The sequence below is a fragment of the Aeromonas sp. V90_14 genome, assembly GCF_029967615.1.
GTDB classification, from domain to species: Bacteria; Pseudomonadota; Gammaproteobacteria; order Enterobacterales; family Aeromonadaceae; genus Aeromonas; species Aeromonas hydrophila.
Genome location: NZ_JASCAS010000036.1, coordinates 24,716 through 49,240 on the forward strand (window position 1 = coordinate 24,716; position 24,525 = coordinate 49,240).

The 24,525-nt window shown below is 58.3% G+C and carries 14 protein-coding genes; 12 read left to right on the top strand and 2 right to left on the bottom strand.

The genetic code is table 11. From position 1 onward, the window contains the following. Positions 1-23: 23 nt before the first annotated feature. From QLG02_RS15345 to thiI, 9 genes are all read left to right on the top strand, one after another. On the top strand, positions 24-1,682 hold the full coding sequence (locus QLG02_RS15345) for a hypothetical protein (protein ID WP_080756122.1): 1,659 nt from the start codon (positions 24-26) through the stop codon (positions 1,680-1,682). Continuing rightward, a complete protein-coding gene (locus QLG02_RS15350; protein WP_282465591.1) occupies positions 1,682-5,200 on the top strand; it encodes a DUF1983 domain-containing protein in 3,519 nt (1,172 codons plus the stop codon). The genes QLG02_RS15345 and QLG02_RS15350 overlap by 1 nt, the downstream gene beginning before the upstream one ends. Positions 5,201-5,203: 3 nt before the next feature. After that, complete coding sequence (locus tag QLG02_RS15355; RefSeq protein ID WP_047234884.1) at positions 5,204-5,566, top strand: hypothetical protein; 363 nt, start codon at positions 5,204-5,206, stop codon at positions 5,564-5,566. Between the two features lie 9 nt (positions 5,567-5,575). Beyond that, complete coding sequence (locus QLG02_RS15360) at positions 5,576-6,208, top strand: hypothetical protein (RefSeq protein ID WP_282465592.1); 633 nt, start codon at positions 5,576-5,578, stop codon at positions 6,206-6,208. 10 nt (positions 6,209-6,218) lie between these two features. Continuing rightward, complete coding sequence (locus QLG02_RS15365) at positions 6,219-6,599, top strand: hypothetical protein (RefSeq protein WP_168756272.1); 381 nt, start codon at positions 6,219-6,221, stop codon at positions 6,597-6,599. Further along, positions 6,599-6,859 (top strand): bacteriocin, encoded by a 261-nt coding sequence (locus QLG02_RS15370; protein ID WP_282465593.1) that lies wholly within the window; start codon positions 6,599-6,601, stop codon positions 6,857-6,859. The genes QLG02_RS15365 and QLG02_RS15370 overlap by 1 nt, the downstream gene beginning before the upstream one ends. A 9-nt stretch (positions 6,860-6,868) precedes the next feature. After that, entirely contained in the window at positions 6,869-8,269 is a 1,401-nt protein-coding gene (locus tag QLG02_RS15375; protein ID WP_282465594.1) for a hypothetical protein, read from the top strand. Positions 8,270-8,400: 131 nt separating this feature from the next. Continuing rightward, positions 8,401-17,556, top strand: a complete 9,156-nt coding sequence (locus QLG02_RS15380; protein WP_282465595.1) for an LPD38 domain-containing protein — start codon at positions 8,401-8,403, stop codon at positions 17,554-17,556. Between the two features lie 1,014 nt (positions 17,557-18,570). Beyond that, complete coding sequence (thiI, locus tag QLG02_RS15385; RefSeq protein ID WP_016350344.1) at positions 18,571-20,019, top strand: tRNA uracil 4-sulfurtransferase ThiI; 1,449 nt, start codon at positions 18,571-18,573, stop codon at positions 20,017-20,019. Positions 20,020-20,097: 78 nt separating this feature from the next. Here the strand turns inward: thiI and QLG02_RS15390 are convergent, their stop codons facing one another. Continuing rightward, positions 20,098-20,490, bottom strand: coding sequence for a hypothetical protein (locus tag QLG02_RS15390; protein ID WP_039214967.1), 393 nt, complete (start codon positions 20,488-20,490; stop codon positions 20,098-20,100). A 101-nt stretch (positions 20,491-20,591) separates the two neighbouring features. After that, complete coding sequence (locus QLG02_RS15395) at positions 20,592-21,224, bottom strand: trimeric intracellular cation channel family protein (RefSeq protein ID WP_011705587.1); 633 nt, start codon at positions 21,222-21,224, stop codon at positions 20,592-20,594. 416 nt (positions 21,225-21,640) lie between these two features. On the opposite strand from QLG02_RS15395, the gene flaA reads away from it, so the two are divergent. From flaA to QLG02_RS15410, 3 genes are all read left to right on the top strand, one after another. Next, on the top strand, positions 21,641-22,552 hold the full coding sequence (gene flaA, locus QLG02_RS15400) for a flagellin A (RefSeq protein ID WP_282465596.1): 912 nt from the start codon (positions 21,641-21,643) through the stop codon (positions 22,550-22,552). Between the two features lie 581 nt (positions 22,553-23,133). Beyond that, on the top strand, positions 23,134-24,039 hold the full coding sequence (gene flaB, locus QLG02_RS15405) for a flagellin B (RefSeq protein WP_252451017.1): 906 nt from the start codon (positions 23,134-23,136) through the stop codon (positions 24,037-24,039). A gap of 38 nt (positions 24,040-24,077) precedes the next feature. Beyond that, complete coding sequence (locus QLG02_RS15410) at positions 24,078-24,518, top strand: flagellar protein FlaG (RefSeq protein ID WP_282465597.1); 441 nt, start codon at positions 24,078-24,080, stop codon at positions 24,516-24,518. Positions 24,519-24,525: the final 7 nt, after the last annotated feature.

The window sequence follows — 24,525 nt, forward strand, 5'->3', positions numbered from 1 at the left end:
GTCAGCGTTAGGATTTACCCATCATGGCCCGTTCTATTCTGAGTGGGCCTTTTTGTTTCCTGCCCGCCGAGAATCCCATGTCAGCCATCGATATCGTCACCATGCGAGGTGTAACGCCGCGCGTGGAGCCTCACCTTTTGTCTGATGAAGTGGCCGTGGTGGCCCGCGATTGCCATTTCGATCACGGCGTAATCTCGCCCCTCGAGGAGGATGTGAGCGTCGGAGTGGTGTTGCCAATCACACCAAAGACCCTGTTTCGCTATGGAGATCACTGGTTCGCATGGAACAAGGTGGTTGAGGCCATCCATTCTCCAATCGCCCAGGATGGGTATCATCGCGTTTACTACACCGATGGGGAATATCCCAAGGTGACACATGCTCAGATCGCCACTGGCGGCAGCAACAAGCCGACAGCCTGGTATCGGCTTGGGGTACCTGCGCCAGGCGTTCCGGTAGGGATTGGCGCTATCACGCCGCCAGAAGGCGGCAAGGATGACGACATTACCGATGACGAGACCCGCTACTACGTAGATACCTACGTGACCGCTATGGGCGAGGAGGGGCCACCAGGACCTGCTAGCGGCAAGGTGGCGATCCCCATCCCAGGGTCAGCGGTGACGCTGGCGTTATCCCCTCCGCAGTCGCAGGACAACAACATCACCAAGCGCCGGATCTACCGGTCTGTCTCCGGTGGCGGCCTAGCTGACTACTTGCTGGTCGCAGAGCTGCCCATTTCGCAAGCTTCATTTGTAGATAGCCGCGCTGATGGTGAACTTGGTCCTGTCTTGGAGACTTACGATTACGCTCCACCCCCAGCGGCTCTGCGTGGCCTCTGCCAGATGGCCAACGGCATGTGTGCCGGGTTCGCTGGCAACTCTCTCTACCTATGCGAGCCATACCTGCCCTATGCCTGGCCGGAGAAGTACCGGCTGACCACAGAGCACGACATCGTGGCGATCGCCGCTATCGATACAGCGCTGGTGATCGGCACCAAGGGTTATCCCTACCTGGCGCAGGGGGTGAGCTCTTCTTCGGTGACAAACCAGAAGCTCAGCCAGTTGCCACAGGCATGCATCAGCGCCAGTTCCATGGTGTCTATGGATGGGGTGGTGCTGTATGCCTCGCCGGATGGACTGGTTGGCATTGGCGCCAGCGGAGGGCAAGTGGTGACCGAGCAGGTGATCACTCGCAAGCAGTGGCGGGCCATGAAGCCGGAAACCCTGCGTGCCTGGCATCACGATGGCAAGTACGTCGGCCTGACAGACACCCACGCCTTTATCTTTGATCCAAAGTCGGGAGACCTGCGCGAGTTGACCAATCGCTGGGATGCCGCCGTCTCTGACATGGAGAGCGACAGCCTGTTTGTAGCCAAGGGGCGTGATCTGCATATCTGGCGTGGCGGAGAGGCTGGAAATGGCCAGCTTGTCTGGCGTTCAAAGGTATTCATGGTTGTCGGTGGTGCATCCTATGGGTGCTGCAGGATCCTGGCCTCGGATCTTAGCAAGGTCGGGGTGCGGTTGTTTGTAGACAATCAGCAGGTGATGGAGCTGTCGCCTGGCAACCTGACGGCCAGTGCCTTCAGGCTTCCGCCTGTGCGTGGTCGGTGGTGGCAAATCGAGGTGTTTGGCACCTCCACTGTGCGGCGTATCACGTTGGCGGGATCGATGGCGGAGTTGATGTAATGGCAAAACCTGCTTACAGGGCCGGGCGGGACCCGGCAGCGACCGCCGAAAACGTGGAGCTGCTTACTGGGCAGCGAGGCAACAAGCTGGACAAGGCGGTAACGCTGAGAGAACTGACAGAGCTTGGCTTGGCCACTCTGCGCCCTGGGGCCGGTGGTGCCTACAACCCAGGCAAGAACCCGGACCTTTTCCCGACCGGCATTTATGACAAGCCCCATGCACCGGTCAATGTGCAGGCAAATGGGGCGTTTCATACCGTGGTGGTTGAATGGGATAGCCCCAACTACCGTGGCCACGCTCATACCGAGATATGGCGAGCCGAGACAGATAGCCTGCCTGCAGCCACGCTGGTCGGTACCACCTCGGCCAATGTGTTCTCTGACGCCATTGGCAAGGGGGCGCAGTTCTACTACTGGGCGCGTTTCGTAAATGGCAAGGATGATGCCGGCCCCTTTAACGCCAACGGAGTCATGGCGGAGACTAGCCGCGATGTGCAGGACATTCTCGATGAGCTGCAGGGGAAGATTGAGGATAGCCACTTAGCCAAGGAGCTGCTTGCCCCTATCAAACAGGTCCCGCAGTTAACTCTTGATGTTGAGGCGATCCGCCCCAGGCTGGAAGAAATCGATGTGTCTATCGGCACCATCCAGAACAAGATCCCCAGCATCGAGGGAGACCTGGCATCACTCAGCCAGAAGCAACTGGAAAGTGAAGATCTTCTCAAGGATGCCCAGGCGCAGCTTGGCAATGCCAGCATCGACATTGGCCTGGTTCAGGACCGACTGAACAACAAAATAGACAAGTACAAGGGCGACTTTGACAGTTTCCGCGATGCGGTATTCAAGGTTGACCCTGAGAATGGCAGCATCACCATGGACGCGGTGAATGCTGTCCGTGAGGAGATGCGGACCTCTATCACAGAGGTTCACCAGGGCCTGGACGCAGTGTCTGGCCAGATAGCCAGCAAGGCCGACAACGTCACAGTGGACGGCCAGGGGAAACGCATCACCGAGGCGGAGCAACGCATCAATGGGCTCGATGCCAGCCTGAGCCAGACAGTGACCAAGGGGGAGTTTACCGACGAGCAGAAGAAGGTCACCCAGATCGGTCAGGAGTTGAATGCCACCAAGGGGGAGTTGGCTCAGAAGGCAACTCAACAGCAGGTGGACGAACAGGGCGAACGGCTGGCCAATGCTGAGAGCAAGATGACGGTTCATACCGATGAGCTATCGAGCCAGGCTCAACGCATTGATGGGCTGCAGGCCACCGTCAACAGCGGCGATGAGGTGCTTGATGCCAGGATCACTGAACTGGCGCGCGTGACGGCTGAGGCTGATGGCGTGACGGCCAAGCGTGTCAGTGGGCTGCAGGTGAGGGCTGTTGAAGCGGAAGGCAAGATCAGTGCGCTGGAGGAGGTTATTGAGTCGAACGGTGGGATAACGGCCGGGCGGTTCGATGAAATTAAAGCTGAAGTCGAACTGGCCAAGGACAAGGCCGATGGGGCTGGTGACGCGGGTCAGGCAGCAATTGATGCCGCCCTGGCAGGGGATGAGCGGGACAGGGGAAACCGGAAGTCCTTTGGTGCCATTCGCACGCAGCAGCAGGTGATCGTGAATGAGCAGGCTGCCCAGGCCAAGCGCATCACCGACATGAATGTGAAATTTGAGGGGAGGGATGCTGACACTCAGGCGCGCATCTCCGGCGTGGAAGAGGTGTTTGCCGACGCAGATATTGCGCTGGCTCAGCGCATTGATGATCTAAGCGCTTCGACGTCTGGGGCGCTTGGTGAGGCAGCCGCGGCCATTAAGGCACTGGAGAAGGTAACAACCGACGCAGATAGCGCGTTGGCTCAGCGTCAGGAAAACATGGAGTCATCCATCGACCTTGGTGGTCAAACTGATGTCGAAGGGGCTCTGGCCAGTGATGAGCGCGACCGGGAGAACCGCAAGGCGCGTGGCAAGATCATCACTCAGCAGCAAACTCTGGCCAATGCGCATGAGGCACTGGCGCGAGATGTTACGCAGCTCACAGCAGATTACGAGGCAGACAGCGCAGCTCTGCACAGTCAGATAACCGAGGAGCGACTTGCACGCAGCACGGCGGACGAGGCGCAGGCGCAAAAGACGTCGGTACTCGAGGCGCAGATAAAGGGGGTCGATCAGTCGCTGTCTGCCTCTATTGCCGAGGTGGCCAAAGCCAGCGCTGACGCAGACTCAGCCATGGCTGAGAAGTTGAGCCAGCAGCAATCCGCTATGGAAACAGCAGATGCTAAATTGTCTGGGCGCATCAACGAGGAAGCGACAACCCGGGCCGATGCAGTGGAATCGCTGGTCAGTCAGATCCAGCAGATGACGGCCGACTATCAAGGGGCAGATGAGCGCCTGACTGCCCAGATTACCGAGGAGTCCACAGCTCGGGCCAACGCAGTACAGTCGCTGGCCAGCCAGATCAACACGGTTTCCGCTGTAGCCGGCAGCAAGAACAAGACATTCTTCCAAGCCACTGCACCAGGCACTGGCATGGGTACGGGCGACCTGTGGTTTGACACTGCCAATAACAACCGGCCTTACCGTTACAGCGGGACTGCGTGGGTGGCTACCGATGACCCACGAATTGCAGCAAACGCAGCGGCTGTCCAACTGCAGAGCAAGGCGATTGCCGACCTTCAGAATGGCGCCCAGGCGATGTGGACGGCAAAAGCCACTGCCGGGCAAATCACAGCCGGGATTGGCCTGATTGCCAAATCGGACGGCACCAGCCAGGTGGCCATATCAGCCAGCCAGGTGTTCGTGTTCAATCCCAACAGCTCCACACCCATGGCGCCATTGTTCGCCATCGATAATGGGCAGACGGTGATCGCCGAGGCCATCATCCGCAAGGCTACCATTCAGATCCTGAACTCCGAGAAGATCACGGCTGATTTTGTGAAAGCGGGGGTGAGCATCAGCTCCCCACTGATCAACGGTGGCCAGATCGATATGGGGAATGCCTTCATGGCTGGAGGGGCTGCTGGCTTCGGCAAGGGCGGGCCATATGGAGGCTGGGGATGGGGTTGGAACACGATTATCTATGCTGACGGAAACATCTACACCAACCGACTCCATGCGGAAGGTGGTTATGTTCGAAACATGTCACTTGGCAACTGCACCATTGAGCAGGACTGTATAGTCAAAGGGACCATCTACGCCGAGAGGATTGTGGGTGACATCGTAAGAACATACGCACTGAACCTGGCTTCGCCAGTCTGGTTGCCAGCCATGCCGTTCACTAGAAAATGCACTTTCATGCTAACGGTGTCTAGTGGCTCCTCAACTACAACTGCCACTGTATATGTCAATGGCGTGGCGATAGGCTCACTAACCGCACGTGACTATGGGATGGGGCAGGGTTCTACCATGAATCACAATTTCGAGTTCTTACTTGCTGCAAACCAGGCCCACACAATCAGTTATGACAGGGATAACAAGGGCTATCCGTATGCATCAAGTTCGTGTCTCTCAATCGTATGTTTGGCGTGAGTTATGAAAATACCGCCTCTTTGCCGTATCGCCGGAGATACCGGCAACCCCAGGCTATCCGCCGAACTGCAAGACGCCATCCGTAACCGGGTGGCGTTTTTGTTTGTGCGCGGCGCTGATGGTTTTGTTCTGAGACCGGTGGTGGAACAGGGCGTTACCGGGGTCCTGATCTGGGTTGGATGGGGTGATGGCGGGGCACCGGAGCGACACCTGCCGGAAGTGAAGCGGCTGGCTCGCCTGATTGGCGCCCGCTGGCTTCGCTTCCATTCGACGCGCAAGGGGTGGCTCAAGGTTGCTCCAAGAATGGGGTGGGAGCGTCAGCCAGATGATGCTGACGGCATGTTTGTATTTCAGATCAACTTGTGAGGTGAGGGGATGGGAAAGGGTGGTTCAAACGAAATCAAGGAAACCGAAGCCCAGAAGGCCGCGGCTGATGTGGCCACAGAGCAGTGGAATATCTACAAGAGTGACCTGCAGCAGTATGAAGACGTCTTCATGGACAAGGTGGATGACCTCAACAGCGAACGCGAATACGACAAGCTTGCCGGCACCGCAGCGCTGGGTACCGCTCAATCCTTTGGTGAGGCGCGCTCAGGGTTGGCTGACTCCCTGGCTGCCGGCGGCGTGGACCCAACCAGCGGCAAGTACCAATCGGCCATGTCCAATTTGGAGACGGATCAGGCTCTGAGCCAGACCGATACGACCAACCGAGCACAGTCCAGCCAGCAAGACCGTCATGTGGCAGGACTCAAGGATGTGGTCAGCATTGGCGCCGGCCAGAAAGCGGAGGCACTTGCTGGGATGGGGGATGTGGCTAACACCAGCCTGCGTAAGGCTGCCAGTGATGCTCAGACATCGTTTCAGAGCAAGCAGGCGACTGCGGGGTTGGTTGGGGCTGTGGCCGGAGCCGGTACGGCATATGGCCTTGGCCAGTTGAAAGCGCCGGCGGCAGTGGAAAGCAGAAAGATCAGCCCTACTGCATCAGTGTTGCAAAACAAAGGTTATTAAGGGGTTAGCCATGGGATATGCCGCAGACAAATTTGCCCAAATCACGCGCGATAGCTACCAGGACTGGAAGACTCGTTTCTACCCCAAGCAGAAGGAGCTAATGGAGTTGGCCACCAATGGCCAATTACTGCGGGATCAGCTTGGCCGGGTAGACCAGAACAACCAGAACTCGCTGGCAGCCGCCAAGCAAGCAACTGACAACCGGATGGCCAGGATGGGGGTTGGCCAAAGCCAGGGCGCCAATGACAACAGCCAGGGTCTGCGCATGGCCTTGATGACTGCCGGCACTGAGAACGGCCTTCGTGAGCAAGAGCAATCACGCCAGATGGGCATTCTGACAGGGGCGGATGCTGGGCTGCGTGAAGCAATCAAGACAGGGGGTAAGGTCTGATGGGTTACGGAATTCTGGATATCGGCGCTCACACGCGCCAGCAGGGCATGGCAGGGCTGCGTGATTCGGCCAACCGTGAGAATGAAATTGAGATGGGGAACAAGCAACTCAAGACGCAGGAGAAACAGGCCAAGATGTCTGCAGCAGGTGCCGGCGCCGCCACTGGAGCCATGATCGGCGCATCCTATGGTTCGGTTGGCGGTCCCGTCGGCGCGCTCATTGGGGCAGGCGTTGGTTTTCTGGCAAGCAGCTTATTTTAAGGGGGCATGATGAGCGTATCGGGATTGGCAGAAGGGTTTCTGGCCGGCTTCAACACCATGGACCGCTATCAGCGGGGCCAGAAAGAAGATGAGCGGCAAGAGCGTGAACTTGGGTTGCGCGATGCCATGGTCAAGCAGAACAAAGATGACTCGGATCGCAACTTCTCTCTCCGACAAGCCTCTTTCGAGCATGATAGGGAGCGCACAAAGACAGCAAATGAGCAGTGGAAACAGGAGTTTGGCCTCAGACAGAAAGAGGCTGATGGGATGCAGGCTTACAGAAATGCCAACCTTGGCCTTGCTCAGGCTGCCGAGGGGAGAGCAAGGCAAGAGTATGAGTGGCAGGTGAAGGATCGGGAGAAGCAAGAGTACCAGCGAGAGAACTTACCGATCATCCAGTCTGGTTGGCAGGCTGTGGCCGAAGGCAAAGACCCGGGTGAGAAATTCTGGGGTGTCGTGCGAGATCCGCGGGCCGGCTCCTTCAATCCGGAGCGCTACTTGAAGAAAGACTTTGCTGACTCTGGAGAGGTGGTGGTCAAGCATGGCGGAAAGTTGATGCGCATGGCCCAAGAGGGGAAGTTGGACCCCAACACCCCGGAGGGGCATGCCCTGATCAACGATGGCAAGTTCATCAAGTCCTTGGACACGATCTACCAAGACGAGGTTCGTAAAGGAGTAGGGGATATCGACCCAGAAAGTGGCAAGACCATCACCGGCAAGCAGCTGAACAACATCATGATCACCCCGGACGGGCGCGGCGTAGTGCTGGGGGTGGAGGTCACTTATGACGACGGTAGCAAAGCGGTGCGGCCAGTGACCAACAACCGCACTGCGGCGCCGGACGATCACCCCAAGGTCATCCCTATTAACGACTTCTTGAAGCCTGCGTATCAGCGGGCAGCCCTGGCCAAGCACATGATTGGCACTGCAGATCAGTTGCGCACCTCTCTCGGTCTGACGGCCGGGCCTGACCAGGGTGGTTACAAGAAGGCGGTTACCGAGCTGGAGAAGCAGCACGGCCAGAACAGGGCACGCATCTCTGCTAGCAACGCAGAGGATAAAGACCTGCAGCTGGATGCGCTGGACGCCCAGCTGGAGCAGAGCAAGGCGGCAGTGGCGGACACCTACGGCCTGACCAGCAAAACGGATGAACCAAAGCAGGAGGCCCCAATTAAGGCGTGGACTGGTGGAGATCCAGAGCGCCTGCAATTCATCAAGGAAGCGAACCAACACGGCAAACTGTACGGGCTACTGGAGAACCCCACTAGGATGAATACCGCGTTCGAGCTGTGGCGCCAACAGGCTGCAGGGCAGAGGAAGGCGGAGCAGGCAACTGTGACCGCCAACCGGCTGCGCGATACACAAACCAATGCCTATCAGGCTATGAGTCTGGCACAGGCCCGCCGCTAGTTGCCTTTCAACCACCCCAGCGTTAGCATCTCCCCATAGTCGGTCAGTCTGCATGCTGGCCACCCCATCCAATAAAGCCCTGATCGGTTCGCCGGTCGGGGCTTTTCTTTTGCCAAAAACCCGAGGACACCATGGACAAGCCTGGACTGCGTGACGCCCTGCCAAAGCCGCAATCATCTGACACTCGCACCGATCCATTCTGGAGCAATCTCGATAGCAGCCTGTCAGCTGCCACAGCTGCTCCAGCACAAGCTGGCCAATCTACCGCCAAGCGCGACCTTGATGTCGGTCTGGGCGATGTGGCGCGCGGGGTGGGGGCGGGCGCACTGGACCTGGTCGGCGGCATTGGCGAGCTGGCACGGCAGGCCAGCAACTTCGGCAAAGAGAACGCTGGCAAGCAGGGGGGTGACTACCTGGAGCAGGCCCGCGCCAAGATGGCCAACAGGCTGAGCCCCGTACTTGATATGGTGGCCGGCGCCGGCGATCTGGCTACATCAGGGGCTGAGTCACTGACCGAGGGGATGAGCGCGGATGCCAAGGAGGCCATGGGGCGCCGGCTGGTTGATGAAACGCCGGAAGGGCGTTTAACCCTGGGGGATGGTGCGGGGGATATCGATGTCTGGGCCATGAAAATGGCACAGGGCGTCGGCTCCATACTGCCGACCTTGATGGCTGGCGGCGTCACAGGTGTGGCTGCCAAAGCCTCTATTGGCCGTGCCGTCACCGCCTCCATGGTGAAGCGTGGCGCAACCCAAGAGGTAGCCGAAGCGGTTGCAGCCAAGGCCGTTTCCAGAATCGCCACAGGTGCTGCCGTGACTACGGGGGCGACTGGGTCGGTGGGCAGCGCTGGGGTGAACACCCGTGACACCGTGCTGGGGATGAGCTTTGATGAGCTGGCTGCCAGTGACACCTTCCGCCAGGCCTTCACGCGAATCGACCAGGATCAGCAGACACAACACCTCTCCGATGAGGAGAAGCTGGGGCTGGCCAGGGAGGAAACTGCCAACCTGGCCAGCCGCGCCACCATGAGCGACGCCAAGGTGTGGGGGGCCGCCGCCATGGGCTCCATGATGGGTGACGCCATGCTTTTCAAGATGCTGGCGGGAAAGGCTGCAACCGGCGGCGTGCTGAAAGGTGTCGCCAAGGGGGCAGCAGGTGAGGGCATCGGCGAAACCCTGGAGGAAGGGGCGCAGCAATTCGCCGTCAACGAATCCCTCAACGAGGTGGCCGCTGCGGATATCGACCCCATGAAAGGTGTGGTGTCCAGTGCGCTGGAAGGTGGCTTGATTGGCATGGGTACCGGTGGTGCGCTGGGTGGTGTCGGTGGCATGCGCAGCGGAAAGCTGCAAGCTGATGGCGAAAGTAGCAACCTTGCGGCGTCTTCCACAGCAGAAGAGGTAGCGCCCGTTGAGCAGGGTGAATCAGTGTCGCCCGATACAACTTCCGCTCCGGTGGAGCCGGGGCCGGCCTCTGCTGTCGATACTGTTGCTGAATCGGTGATGCCTGCCGGTGAGCAAAACCCGCTTGGCCCCAGCACCAGCCAGTTCGACGAGCTGCGCGATACGCCTGCCTACCTGCGCCGCGATGGAACAGCAGAGCGTTACAAAGGGATGGCGGCTGATAGCGAGGTGCAGCGGGCGCTGGCTGGTGAGCTTGGCCAGTCAGTGCAAGAGATGGTTGCTTCCCAGTTGCAAGCTGGCGATCAGGGCAAGAGTTTTTATGAGCGAGCTCAGACTGGCGAGCTTGGGGTTGACCCGTTCGCAGGCAACAAGAGCGCCCTGCAGGTGGCGGCAGAGGGACAGCGCCCAGCGCTGCCACTCAAGGATGTAATCTTTGCTGGCGATGCCAATGCTAAACCCAAGGGGGAGGCGGTTGCTGCAGCGGGGGATCACGATGATCGCCAGGCCGGTACTGGCCCGCAGTTTCGAGGTGATGAGCGCACCCGCTGGCAGAGTGGGCAGGAGGGGGATCTGCTCCCGCCGGAAACGGCTACCACCTACCAAGCCGGAGAGCTGCCAGGTGCAGTGATCGAGGGGGAGGCTCGTGAGGTAGGCACCGAGTTACCGCACCACGATGTGGTATATGGGGCAGATCAGCGAGGGCCTGACGCTAAACCGATGCGCGGCAGTACCACCGAATCGTCAATTGGCCGGCTCCAGACACTCCGAATCACCCGCAAGGGCAAGCCTTTTGCAACCGAGAAAGAGGCCGCCATGGCCAGCCGCAAGGGCAAGGAGATGCCGGTACCGCTCAATGGTGGAGGCTTTGGTGTTGCCGAGATCGCCGAAGTGGAGCAGGCGCAGGCGGCAACAGCTACGCAACCCAGCTCCCCACCGTTCGATGTCAGCGGTATTGCCGACTCTAATCAACCTTTTGATCAGCCAGCAGCAAGCGTAAGCGCTGAAACAGTTCCTGCACAGTCCGCACCCGTCGGCGACATCAGCCAACTCGCGCCAGCAATCGATACCGGATATCGCGAGGTGCTCCCCGCTAACCAGCAGCAAGCAGAGGTGAACAATGAGCCAGTTACCCCAGTACCTGCAATCGGCAGTGAACGACAAGGTGATCAGCCTGGCACAGGCGAACCAGTTACAGCAGGCGCTGAACCAGCCATTACCGGGCTCACCGAGGGAGCTGGAGCCGGAGATCGGGCAGATATCCCTGCGCCTGCATTTGTACCTGATGGACAGCAGCAAAATGACCAGACACTGACAGCCCCGGCCACTGATGTCGGGGTTGCTGTTTCTGAGGCGTCGCAACCCGAGCCAGTGGCATCGGAGCCTGACTCCGCGCCGACGCCGTGGACGGATGCCATTGATAACCCGGATGGCACCATCACCCTGAAAGGTGAGGTGCCGCTGCTTAAGCAGTGGGCCAAGGATAACGGTGTTAAGGCGATCCTGGGCAAGGGAGGCTTGTTGGTAGCCAAGTCATCTGCGCCCAAGTTACGGGAGTATGTGGCGCCAGCCGCCAGTGAGCCACTAACCAAGCAATGGGCTCACGCTTCCCCGGATGAACTTCACAGTGGCATGGACAGATTGTTTAGAGGTGAGATGAGCTATGAGGAGTTCCGCGACTTCTCCGAACGCACCATCACCAGTGGCGACGCTATCAAGGCGATGTTCGGTGGCTGGACCGTTCCGAAGTTGAAGGAGTACCTGACCGCCAACAACGCCTACGTGTTCAGTGGCACCAAAAAGGCCGAACTGGTCGAGCGCGCCACCCGCATCATGCAGGGCGAGATCCGCTGGCCATCAGCTGGCGGGGCTTCCGTGCTGACCACTACCAGTAACCCCTTCTCCAAGAGCAATGCCAGCCCTGAAGAAACGCTGCGCGCCGAGGTGCAGGGCATCACCGAGGCGCGCTATGGTGAGTTCGTCGCCCGCCGCAAAGAGCTGATCGCCGCGCACGAGGCCCGCAAGGAGGCTATCGCCAAGGCCGTGGCGAACCCACAGACCCTGGATGATTATCGCATCCTGGCCCGCATGAAGGGGCGCGACGGCATGACCGCCGAGCAGGTGGGCGAGTATGAGCGCTTGTTGACCGAGGCCCAACTGGACAAGCAGGACGCCGATAAGGCTGCCAAGCAGGCCGCCAAACTGACTGCCACCCCAAGCGGGGACATCATCAAGACCAAACACACCAAGCACGGCTACGACCTGTTTGTCGTGCAGATGGCCAACCGTGTGGAGAAGGACGAATACACCCGGATCAACGCCAAGGCTAAAGAGATGGGAGGCTGGTATTCCTCCTTCAAGGGCGTCGGTGCCGTGCCCGGCTTCCAGTTCAAGGACGAGGCCCATGCTACCGACTTCCAGGCATGGTTGACCGGGCAGGGGCAGACTGAGAGCGCGCCCAGCGTAACGGCCGCTGAGTCGACCGTGAACATGGAGGTGCCCGCCAGCAGCCATGGCGACAAAGTGGCCAAGCAGATCGCCGGCCTGCGGCAACGCGCCGACACGATCCGCACCAAGGCAAACGCCGCCCTTGCAGTGGACCGCAATACCAACACCCTGCGCCGCGCTGGCATGGCGGCACGGGCGACCGCCGCCGCCGAGGAGGAGTTGAGGACTGCCGACCTGTTGGACGCAATAGCCGATGGCGTGAGCACGGGCAAGGCCAACATCCTGCGAAATCTGACCACCAAGGCCCAGCTTGCCACCCTGCGCAGCCGGCTGGGGCGCGCTATGTACGACCTGCCGCCCACCGAGTACGAGCGCCTGAAGGGTGAGGGTCTGATCCGTATGGGCAGCCAGGGTCGCCATGAGTGGACCGAGAAGGCCGGCCCGTTGGTGCGCGTCGAGGGCGCCAAGATGCCGGGTCTGGACTACTGGACTCGCCAATTGGACGATCTCGCCAGTGAAATGCAGGCCAGCGGCAACCGCAGCCACAAGGCGGCCGGGGTCAAACTCAAGAGCCTGGTCAAGGCCGCCGAGGCGAACCAATTGCGACAAGTGGCCGTGACGGACCGCGACCTGATCGACAAACTGACCGCGTTCGTCAGGGGCAGCCAGGAGGGCACTCAGGGGTTCCGCGTGGCCGAGCAATTGGCTGATGCGGACCGCCTCAACAAGATGGGGATCTTCTCCCGCGCCAACCTGCGCGCCGCACTGGTGGAGCTACAGGCCTTGGAGGCCGGGCTGGGCAAGCAGGCCGAGGTCAGCCCACTGCGCGCCAAGGAGCAGGCGCTCAAGCTGAAGCTGCTGGGCAACCGCAATACCTTCATCGACTTCTTCCCCACCACTGAGGATGATGCTGCCGATCTGGCCGGCCGTCTTGGGATTGAACCGGGTATGACCGTGCTGGAGCCGTCAGCGGGTCACGGGATGCTGGCCGACGCCGCCCGCGCTGCCGGGGCCAAGGTAGATGCCGTCGAGATTGCCAGCGACCTGCGCGACATTCTGACCGAGAAGGGCTACACCCTGGCCGGCAATGACTTCATGGCCATGACCCCAAGCGCCAGCTATGACGCGGTCATCATGAACCCGCCCTTCTCTAATGGCATGGACATGGATCATGTGCGCCATGCCTATGATTTCCTGAAGCCGGGCGGCAAGCTGGCGGCAATCGTGTCGGCTGGCGCTGGCCAGCAATCCACCCGCAAGGGGAAGGAGTTCGCCGAGTGGTTGGATACACTGGGCGCCGAGGTGGAGCTGATGCGTGAAGGGGCTTTCAAGGACTCGCTGAACCCGACGAGCGTCAGAACCAAGATCATTGTCATCAAGAAGCCTGCCAGCGAGATTAAGCCTCCACCCTCCGGCGAGGGTAAACGCGTGACCGAAGGCCGTGTTGATCTGGACGGGGTGGTCATTCGCATCCCTACTATCGACGAGGAGCAGCAGCGCCTCTACAACCAAGCCACCCATCGCGGACAGGGGGTGAACTTCGCCAGCGGCATCAGCGCTGGCGTGGGGCGGATCCTTAATGACATGAAGGGCTCCGGCCTGCTGGAGACAGCAGAGCAGAAGGCGGCCGCCGAGGCAGAGGTGCAAGTCTGGGCTAATGAGGAAGCCGTCAACGCCCGCAAGCTGATGCGCGACGGCATCAAAAAACCGAGCTGGGCAATCACCGGACGATCTGGCCGCAAGGCACAATCTAGCGCTGCTCAGGACGCAGAGAACCGCCGCCAAGCCCAGCACTACAAGGATCAGGACGCCCGCATCAAAGCCCTGCGCGACGAGCTGAAAAAGCTGCGACCGAAGGAGGTGATCGGGAGGGAGTCCTTCAACTATGCATGGGGTAAGGCCAAGGGCATGATCGCAGACTACGCCAGTGCCATGAGCGGCGGCCAGCCAAACCTGCTGGCAAGCCTGCGCAAGAGCATGAATGCGGAGCTTGCCCGCTACCTGCAATCAATGGGCAAGATTGATGCACCCAACTTCATCAAGACCCTGAAGGAGCAGGATCAGCGCCTGAAGGACGCCGGTCATGACGGTCTGGTGGCCATCGTGGGCGCGCGCTCCAACCCAGGCAAGATCATCACCGACGCCATCGAGGGGCGGATCCGCTTCTCCAAGCAAGCCATGTCACAAGGGGCACGACCCGTTAAACACCTGACTCGCAAGGAGGCCGAGCTGATAACCAAGGGGTGGTTCAAGCAGTACCGCGGCGGCTCCGGTATTGATGTGCAGATCCACGCTACTCAGGTGGAGCTGGAGGAATCCCTTGGGCTGGATGCGAAGGAAGGGCTGATTCGGCGTGCAGCATTCGACGACGACGCTGGTACCCTGCACGTGGCGGCAGACACCATCACAGACCCCAAGCGGATGCGCGAGATCCTGCGCCATGAGGTGCTGGCCCACTATGGCCTCGCCAACGTGCTTGGCGATGGAGAGTACACCAAGCTCATGAGCCGGCTCATTCAGTCGCAGAAAGATCCCAGCATGAAACCAGTGTGGGACTGGGTAAACACCCACTATGCCGATGAGGATATCGGCACCAAGGCCGAAGAGGTGGTGGCTCACCTCGCCGAGCTGGAGCAGGGAGTCTGGGGTCGTGGCTGGGATCGGGTTGTGGCTTGGGTTACCCGGGCGCTGCGTGCCGTCGGCTTTGTGCCTGATGGCATTACCGCAGCAGAGACGCGTTCCCTGATTGAGGGACTGGGCAGGAAGCTGCAGCGCAACGACCCAGATGATAACGGCCCTGATGGTGGTAAGAAGTTCAGCCAAGAGGATGCTCAGGCGCCGGCCAAGAAAGGCGGTGTCAAGATGAGCCAGGCCAGCACGGCCCCGGACACAGCCATGGGGAAGCTCAACCTTGGCCCTAAGCCCGACATCATCGACAAGACCAAAACCAACCTGAACAAGCTACGCCAGGTAGACCGCGGCGTGGTCAATTCCTGGATTGATCGCGTCATCAAGAAGGCCAACACTGAGGTGCTAGATGCCCTGGCCCCCATCAAATATGCGGAAGAAGCCGCAGGCATTACCGAGGCGGCCGACTCCGGCTATGTGGCGGCGAGGATGGCTACAGGGGCGGCCTCCACCATGCAGGCGACCATGCTCTATGGCCTGCCGGAGTGGAAGGATGGGGTGATCCAACGCAAGGCTGGCTCCGGCGAGAAAGACGCGCTGCTGGGCATTTTCTCCGGGCTTGGGACAGACCTGCACAACTGGCTGGGCTGGATGGCCGGCCACCGGGCGGAACTGCTGATGGAACAGGGGCGTGAGAACCTACTGAGCGAGCAGGACATCGCAGCGCTGAAAGGGCTTGGCAAGGGCAAAGAGGCCAAGTTCATGGAGGCCAAGGCACGCTGGAATCGGCTCAATGCGTCAACCTTGGACCTTGCCCAGGAGGCTGGCCTGTTTACCAAGGAGGCGCGGGACGAGTTCGAAAGCGAGTGGTACATCCCGTTCTTCCGTGAATCCGACGACGGCGATGTGATCGCCCCTTTCAAACCGAAGGGGATTGCCAACCAGAACGCCGGCATCAAGAAGCTCAAGGGCGGCGAGGCTAATACCAACGACCTGCTCGAGAACATCTTCACCAGCACCAGCAAGCTGATCGACGCCTCGATGAAGAACATGGCGGCGCAAAAGACAGTCTGGAATCTGGCGGATACCGGCCTCATCGAGGTGGTAGCCAAGCCAAATATGATGGACTGGCGCGCACTCAAGAATGGCAAGGACCTGATCACCGTCAAGCTGGAAGGTGAGGACTACATGATCCGGGTTGAGGATCCTGACCTTTACCGGGCCATGACTTTCTTTGACCGCCAGCCATTCGGTTCAATGGTCAATATGGCATCCAAAGCCAAGCGGCTGCTGACGGCCGGGGTGACAGCCTCGCCGGAATTTATGCTGCGCAACTTCCTGCGCGATTCGCTCTCCAGTTGGGCGATCAGCAAGGACGGCTTCAAGCCGGTGATCGACTCCATCAAGGGGGTGAAGAAGACCCTGGCGATGGATGGAAGCACCATTGATGTGATGTTCAGCGGAGCCAGCTTCCTGGGCGGCTATGTCAACGGCAACGACCCGACGGCGATGGCCGATACCGTGCGCAAGTCGCTGCGCCGCAAGGGGATGACGCCGGAGCAGATTGCCCGCTACGAAAAGAGCATCATCCGTAATGCAGCTCAAGCCAAGGGTGTGGTCGCGAATGTGTGGGAGAAGTACAACCGCTATGGCGAGGCGCTGGAGAACGCCAACCGTGAGGCGGTCTATGATGCGGCAATCAAGGCTGGCAAGAGCTATGCGCAGGCAGCTTTCGAGTCAAAGGACTTGATGGACTTCTCCATGCTTGGGGCGGCACGAGCCATTCAAGGCGCAGCCATGATCCTGCCGTTCTTCAACGCCCGCCTGCAGGGCCTGGGTAAATTGACCAGGGAGCTACGTGACAATCCGCGTGAAATTGCTAAGCGTGCCGGCATGATCACTGCCATGTCGCTCGGTCTGCTGGCTGCCAACTGGGACGATGAACGATATGAAGAGCTGCCGGATTGGGACAAGGACGCCAACTGGCATTTCTTCGTTGGTGATCAGCACTTCCGGATCCCCAAGCCGTTCGAGATTGGCGTGATGTTCGGGACCATCCCGGAGCGCATGATGCGCGCTATGGGCGACAAGGACTCTGGCGCTCAGTTCGGCAAGGCGGTAGCACGGGCGATCGGCGATACCTTTGCCCTCAATCCCACGCCACAAATCGTCAAACCAATGGTAGAGGCGGCCTTCAACTATGACAGCTTCCGGGGCGGCCCCATCGACAGCCCGCAGGATCTGGCTGTCAAAGCCGAGGCTCGCTACAACGAGAAGACCAGCTTGCTGATGCGCGAGCTTGGCGAGCTGTCTGGTTTCTCGCCCAAGCAGCTTGAGCATTTGGTGATTGGCTATACCGGCACCATGGGTAGCTACGTCATGGCCGCTGCTGATGGTCTGATCCGTGCTGCCAGACCAGGCGAGTCGGCAAGCTGGCGGGCAGACGAAATCCCGTTGGTGAAAGCCGTATACCGCGGCACCGGTCCGGCCAAGTCCACACAGCACATGGAGGAGTTCTACCGGATGCTTAACGAGGTGAACCAGCTGAAGCGAACCGTTGACCAGTACCGCAACGAGGGGGTGACCGACAAGGCGGACGAGCTGCTGGATGAGCAAGGCGGGATCTTGAAGTCGCGCCGCAGCCTGAGCCGCACCCAGCAGCAGGTGAGGGTTGTGCGCAACAAGATTGAGCTGATCCAGCGTGACCGCACCATGAGCGCAGAGGAGAAGCGCCGGCGCATTGACGAGCTTCTAGCCCGCCGCAATGACCTGGTGTATCAGGCGGTAAACAAGAACAAGGGGAATTGGGAGTAGGTGAAATGGCGGCCCTTTCTTGCCTTGGGCAGCAGGAGGTATTTTAGGCACTGACCTGTAAGGACTCTGGCTATGTGGATACTGTTTGCATTGGTAATGATGGTGGTTGCGCTCAAGGCGTTCAGTTTTAGCTTCACCTTGGCGCTGATACCCTTTGCTGCCGGGTGCTGGTGTTTCAGTAAGTCCAGTCGCGATGACCTGGACACCTTCATGGCGTTAAGTTTCTTCGCTGTATTGATAGGGTGTGTGTTGAATGTTCTCGTTAGTGTCTGGTGAAATTTAGTCCACAGTCTCGATTAGGACATGACACACGAATGGGGCCTTGGCCTCTTTTTTAATACCCAAAGCGGTCCAGAAATGATAGATTCTCCATATTACTGTATGCCTATACAGTATTTCACAGCCGAGAGGCTGAGAGAGAAAGGGAGACATTGGATGGCACCATCATTGACCGAACTTGAAGAGCTTATCGAGACATTGGATTTGACGCGTCAGGAGGAAGATAGATTCGCGCGCATTCTTGAAAAACTTCGCGATGAAACCACTGCATCGTAATGATGTGGGAGGATTCAGATAGGCCCGCCATTGAGCGGGCTTTTCTATGCGCTTTTGGCAGGGAAAAGCTGGGGATTTTTTTGGGGCAATTTTGGGGCAGTATTTATCGGGTTGGGGCAATTTTGGGGCAAAAATATCGGGGGAATGAGGTGGCATAAGGTGGGAGGTGATCTGCTGGCAAGGCTGCCATATCAACGGCTGCAAGGGTTTACGCGGCTTTGGATGGGGTTCGGCTATCTGCGGTTGATTACCATGCCGGGATAGTAGATGTAGGTCTTCATCGAATGGGTCTGTGGTCAGGAATGTTGCCGGGACGCAGGTTCGGGAATATACGCAAGATTGCCTCGGTGCGGCAAACATTGCGTGGGGGAATGTGAGCAAACGCTCATCCAGTAGGCGCTGGCCACAAAGTTCTGATATAATTCGCGCCCTTAAATCAAGGTCACCCGAGTCATTACCATGAAGTTCATTATCAAGCTGTTCCCGGAAATCACCATCAAGAGCAAGTCGGTTCGCCAGCGCTTTATCAAGATCCTGCAGGGCAATATCCGCAACGTCCTGCGCCGCTTCGACGACGATGCCCGGGTGCGGATGGATTGGGACAAGCTGATCGTGAGCTCCCGCAATGACCAGTTCCGTGAACAGGCTATCGAAGCTTTGGCCTGTATTCCCGGCATTCAGGCCTTCCTCGAGGTGCAGGCCAGCAAGTTCACCGATCTGCACGACATCTTCGAACAGGTGAAAGCCGTGTGGGGTGATCAGCTCGAGGGGAAAACCTTCTGCGTGCGCGCCAAGCGCCACGGCAAGCACGAGTTCTCCTCCCTCGAAGTGGAGCGCTACGTGGGCGGTGGTTTGAACCAGCACTGCGCAAGCAACGGCGTGCGTCTGAAGAACCCGGATGTGAAGATCAACCTCGAGATCGACGGCGAAGAGCTCTTCATCGTCAGCGCCATCCATCAGGGCCTGAGCGGCATGCCCATCGCTACTCAGGAGGATGTGCTGAGCCTCATCTCCGGCGGTTTTGACTCCGGTGTGGCCTCCTTCCAGTTCATCAAGCGCGGCTGCCGGGTGCACTACTGCTTCTTCAATCTGGGTGGGGCCGCTCACGAGATCGGTGTCAAGCAGGTGGCCTATCACCTGTGGAACCGCTTCGGCTCTTCCCACCGGGTGCGTTTCACAGCGGTGGACTTCGAGCCGGTGGTGGCCGAGATCCTCGAGAAGATCGACAACGGCCAGATGGGCGTGGTGCTCAAGCGGATGATGATGCGTGCCGCCGCCAAGGTGGCCGACGAGTTCCAGATCCCGGCGCTGGTGACCGGTGAGTGCGTGGGTCAGGTTTCCAGCCAGACCCTCACCAACCTGAACGTCATCGACCGGGTGACCGACAAGGTGATCCTGCGCCCGCTCATCACCTGGGATAAGCCGGACATCATCAGTGAAGCCCGTCGCATCGGTACCCTGGAGTTCGCCGAAACCATGCCGGAGTATTGCGGTGTCATCTCCAAGAAGCCGACCGTGAAGGCCGAGCTCTCCCGCATCGAGGCGGAAGAGGAGAACTTCGACTTCGCCATTCTGGACAAGGTGGTGGCCGAGGCCCGTTACCTCGACATTCGTCGCATCGGTGAAGAGACCGCTGCCGAGGTGCAGGAAGTGGAGACTACCGCCGAGAGCGGCGACAACGAGGTGATCCTCGATATCCGCTCCATGGACGAGCATGACGAGAAGCCGCTGCTGGTAGAAGGGCGTGAGGTCATGCATATCCCCTTCTTCAAGCTGGCCACCGCCTTTGGCGATCTGCCCAAGGAGAAGACCTACTTGCTCTACTGCGATCGAGGCGTGATGAGTAAGCTGCAGGCGCTCTATCTGAAAGAGAAAGGCTTTGCCAACGTCAAGGTGTACCGTCCGTAATATGACGTTCACGCATGCATAAAAAAATCCGGCCAATGAGCCGGATTTTTTTGTTTCACTCGGGGGAGAGGATTTTCGTTAAGGGCAGGGCACCGGGGTAAAGGTGGATTGCCCCTGACAGCGCCACCCCATCTCCGCCTGGCGCATCTGCCACAGGTTGTTGCTGCGAAACAGGGTCAGGATGTAGATCATGTCGCTCTTGGTGCCGTCGAGGGCAACGGAGAGCACCAGATCGTTGTCCAGCTGTTGTGCCTGGATGCGACTGGGAATGTCGCTGTGGCCGACAAAACGCAATGCCACTTCACGATAGTCATTGACCCAGCTCTGCTGGGCAGTGCTTGCCTGTCGGATCTGCTGGTTGAACTGCTGCACCGGGGTGGAGGCCAGCCGTCCAAACAGTACCTGCGCTTCGGCCTGCGCCGTTGCCACATTCATCAATAGCAGTGATGTGATGAGTCCAAGTTTTTGCATGAGGGATTCCGGCTTACAACACTGGACCTTATGACAACAGAAAAGCCTGCTTGGTTCAACGCAACCTGGCCAGGAGTGCGACTCTCCCCCTGGCCACGGCATCAATTGCGCTGCAGGGAGAAGGTGGGCAGTGACAAATGCCAATAGATAGCCGCCACCCGCAAACCGAATACCGCCGTCATGCAGATGAGCATGGCGGTCACCCGATCCACGTTTATCTCCAGCGCCAGGGTATAGAGGATCCCCCCCAGGATGCAGGCGGTGGCATAGATCTCTTTTTGCAAGACCATGGGCACTTCCCGAGCCAGCACGTCCCTGATCATGCCGCCGGCCACCCCTGTCATGGTGCCCATCAATACGGCAATCAGCCCCGATGTGCCAAAGTTGAGGGCTTTTTGCGCCCCGATCACGGTAAAGAGTGCCAGCCCGAAGGCGTCGGCGACCGGCAGCACGTACCAGGGCATGCGGCGGGGCAGCTTGACCATCCACATCCCGATGAGTGCCGTTGCTATCACCACCCAGATGTAGAGCGGGTCGCGTACCCAGAAGACGGGGGTGGCCCCCAGGATCATGTCGCGGATGGTACCGCCCCCGATGGCGGTGACTGCCGCCAACACCATGACACCAAAACCGTCCATCCTGAGGCGGCCCGCCACCAAAACCCCCGAAAACGCGAATACCGCAGTACCAAACATGTCGCTGATGTAAACAATCTGCTCAACCAGTGTCTGCATGGAGAACAACTCACGTCCAATTGTTGATGGGGCCGCGATTTTAGGGGGGATTGCGGCGTCTGACCAATGGCTGCCTGCAAGAAGTGGGAGCCAGACCCAGTTTTTATCGGCGGTGATGTTGCCGGCCGTCGTCATGGTATCTGAACGGTACCAGATGGCCAGCAAGGTTCACGCTGCCTTGCCTATCGCCCTCTGTTGTTTGCCTAGTGAACTTAGCGGGAAGAACAGAGCATTTTTTTCCTCAAGTTCAACGAGAACATGCCGATAAATAGGGTAAGCGGCGTTAATGCGATGAAGCGTTGAAAATAATGCTAAAGACATCGAAAAAGAGGCCGTTAAATAAGACGCATCGAACAGGAAAGACAATAAAGTTCGAGCAAATTAGATAGTAAATTTAATAGCTTAGGAGAATAGTCATGGGTCTTTATATCAATACGAACGTTTCATCGCTTAACGCTCAGCGTAACCTGATGAACACCAACAAATCTCTGGATACATCCTACACCCGTCTGGCATCTGGTCTGCGCATCAACAGCGCCAAAGACGATGCCGCCGGCCTGCAGATTTCCAACCGTTTGACCTCCCAGATCAATGGCTTGGATCAGGGCAACCGCAACGCCAACGACGGTATCTCCGTCGCCCAGACTGCTGAAGGCGCCATGGATGAAATCACCTCCATGTTGCAACGGATGCGTACCCTGTCTCAGCAGTCCGCCAACGGTTCCAACAACACCGATGACCGTACCGCGTTGCAGCAAGAGTACACTCAGCTGATGACTGAAATCGACCGAGTCTCCAAAGACACTACCTTCGGTGGTCAGAATCTGCTCAATGGTGGTTATGTGGGCTCCTTCCAGGTTGGTGCCGACGCGGGTCAGACCATCACGTTCCGGATGACCACGGCTTTCAGCATATCTGGAATGGCATCAGCAACGAAAGGTAATGCAACAGTTACAACAACAACAACCGGTGAGCCCTATTCTGTGGCGAAGAACCCGAGTGGGACAGTGACTACAACTAGTATTGGGAGTATCACTACCGCCAAAGATGCACAATCGGCCATGGCTAACCTGGATTACATGATCAAGGTGGTGGACAGCAAGCGTGCCGAACTGGGTGCGGTGCAGAACCGGTTCGATTCGACCATTCGCAACCAGGCGAACGTTTCTGAAAACGTCAATGCAGCGCGTTCACGGATCCGCGATGCAGATTTCGCGACCGAAACCGCGAACCTGACCAAGCAAAACATTCTGCAACAGGCTGCCTCGACCATACTGTCTCAGGCAAACCAGCGTCCGCAGTCAGCACTCTCCCTGCTGCAGGGCTGATAAAAGAAAACAGGGCGGTTGTTCAGGCCGCCCTGGTCAAGAGATGGAACAAAGGGGTGTTCGGTTCGCACTCTGTTCTATCGGGAGAGAATCTATTCTCTTATTAGTAAAGCCAAGTGTTGTACAGCTGTTCAGTTCTGTCACGCTTGGTCATATTCTCCTGAGCGTATGCTCGTTTTAGGCCGGATTTTCCGGCCTCTTTTTATTGTGCCGTCAAATTGACGCCACTCCCCCATAGCAAAGCACAAACTGTGCCAATACTTTAAGCCCATCTCCTTCCCACCAGTGTTAGGCTGTACTCCCGCTCACTGAGAATGACTTGCCGCCCCCCTGCCGTTTTGCCGGATAAAACTTGCCGCCTTCGGCAATTATTTTCCTAAAGCTTGTTGCCGTGCTGCCGTTAAATAAAGTGAAGCAATCGAGGGGTGTTCGGAATCCAACGTTTGCACTACTGCGGGTGACCTGTTCGTTCAAACAGACACCCGCCAGAAGAATCAGGCTCGTTCAACCTGTTCTTCTAACGGTGGGACGCCGCTTTGGCGGTGCAACCCGCAGTCGCATGTTCTTCGGGAGAATATTTTATGGCCATGTATATCAACACGAATACTTCATCACTGAACGCCCAGCGTAACCTGATGAACACCAACAAGTCCTTGGATACGTCCTATACCAGACTGGCTTCCGGTCTGCGTATCAATACCGCCAAGGACGATGCTGCCGGTCTGCAGATCTCCAACCGTTTGACCTCCCAGATCAACGGCTTGGATCAAGGCAACCGCAACGCCAACGACGGTATCTCTGTTGCCCAAACGGCTGAAGGTGCCATGGATGAGGTGACCAGCATGCTGCAACGCATGCGTACGCTGGCACAACAGTCCGCCAACGGCTCCAACAACACCGATGACCGTACTGCTCTGCAGCAAGAGTTTGACCAACTGACCACCGAGATCAACCGTATCTCCAACGACACCACCTTTGGTGGTCAAAAGCTGCTGGATGGCAACTACAAAGGGTCGTTCCAGGTAGGTGCTGATGCCGGTCAGACCATTACCTTCAAGATGACCTCTGCTTTTACCATCAGCGGTATTGCTAAGTCGACCAAGGGTAGTGCAACCGTTGCGACCAGCGCCTCCGGTGAACCTTACACTATCACCAAGGGCACGACAGCCGTAACCTCTACCAGCGTCAGCAGCATCACTACTGCTAAGGATGCACAGACTGCCATGGCCAACCTTGATTTCATGATCAAGGCCGTTGACAGCAAGCGGGCAGAGCTGGGTGCGGTGCAGAACCGCTTCGACTCGACCATTCGCAACCAGTCCAACGTTTCCGAGAACCTGAGCGCAGCACGCTCTCGTATCCGCGACGCAGACTTTGCGACCGAGACTGCCAACCTGACCAAGCAGAACATTCTGCAACAGGCCGCGTCCAGCATCTTGGCGCAAGCCAACCAAAGACCGCAATCTGCTCTGTCCTTGCTGGGTTAACAGAAACGCAGTGATGAGATAGAAAGAGGAGCGACGATATGGCCAATGAAATTGGGATCCCGTCATCGGTCACTCCTTCTTCTCTTCAGTCAAGTAGCAAGAGCGGCCAATCGGCCGCTCAAGTGCTATCTGGCACGACGGAAGAGCAGCGGGTGACGGCACAGGATGTGAAAAAACAGCAAGAGGGACAGTCTGGTGAAAAAAACGCCAAACAGGATGTGCCTCAGGCAGACATTGAAAATGAGGTCCAAAAGTTGCAGGAGTTCAGTAAGTTGCAAGGTTGGACCGTCAATTTCAGTGTTGAAAAGGATCTGGATCAGGTGGTGATCAAGGTGGTAGACGCCGAGACCAAGTCAATGATCCGGCAAATCCCGAGCGAAGAGTTGCTGGCTATCAGCAAACGAATTAAAGATCTGCGTGAGAGTGATGCGACCGGAGGAGGTTCACGCGCCGGGTTGCTGCTCGATAACGAGATCTGATATGAAA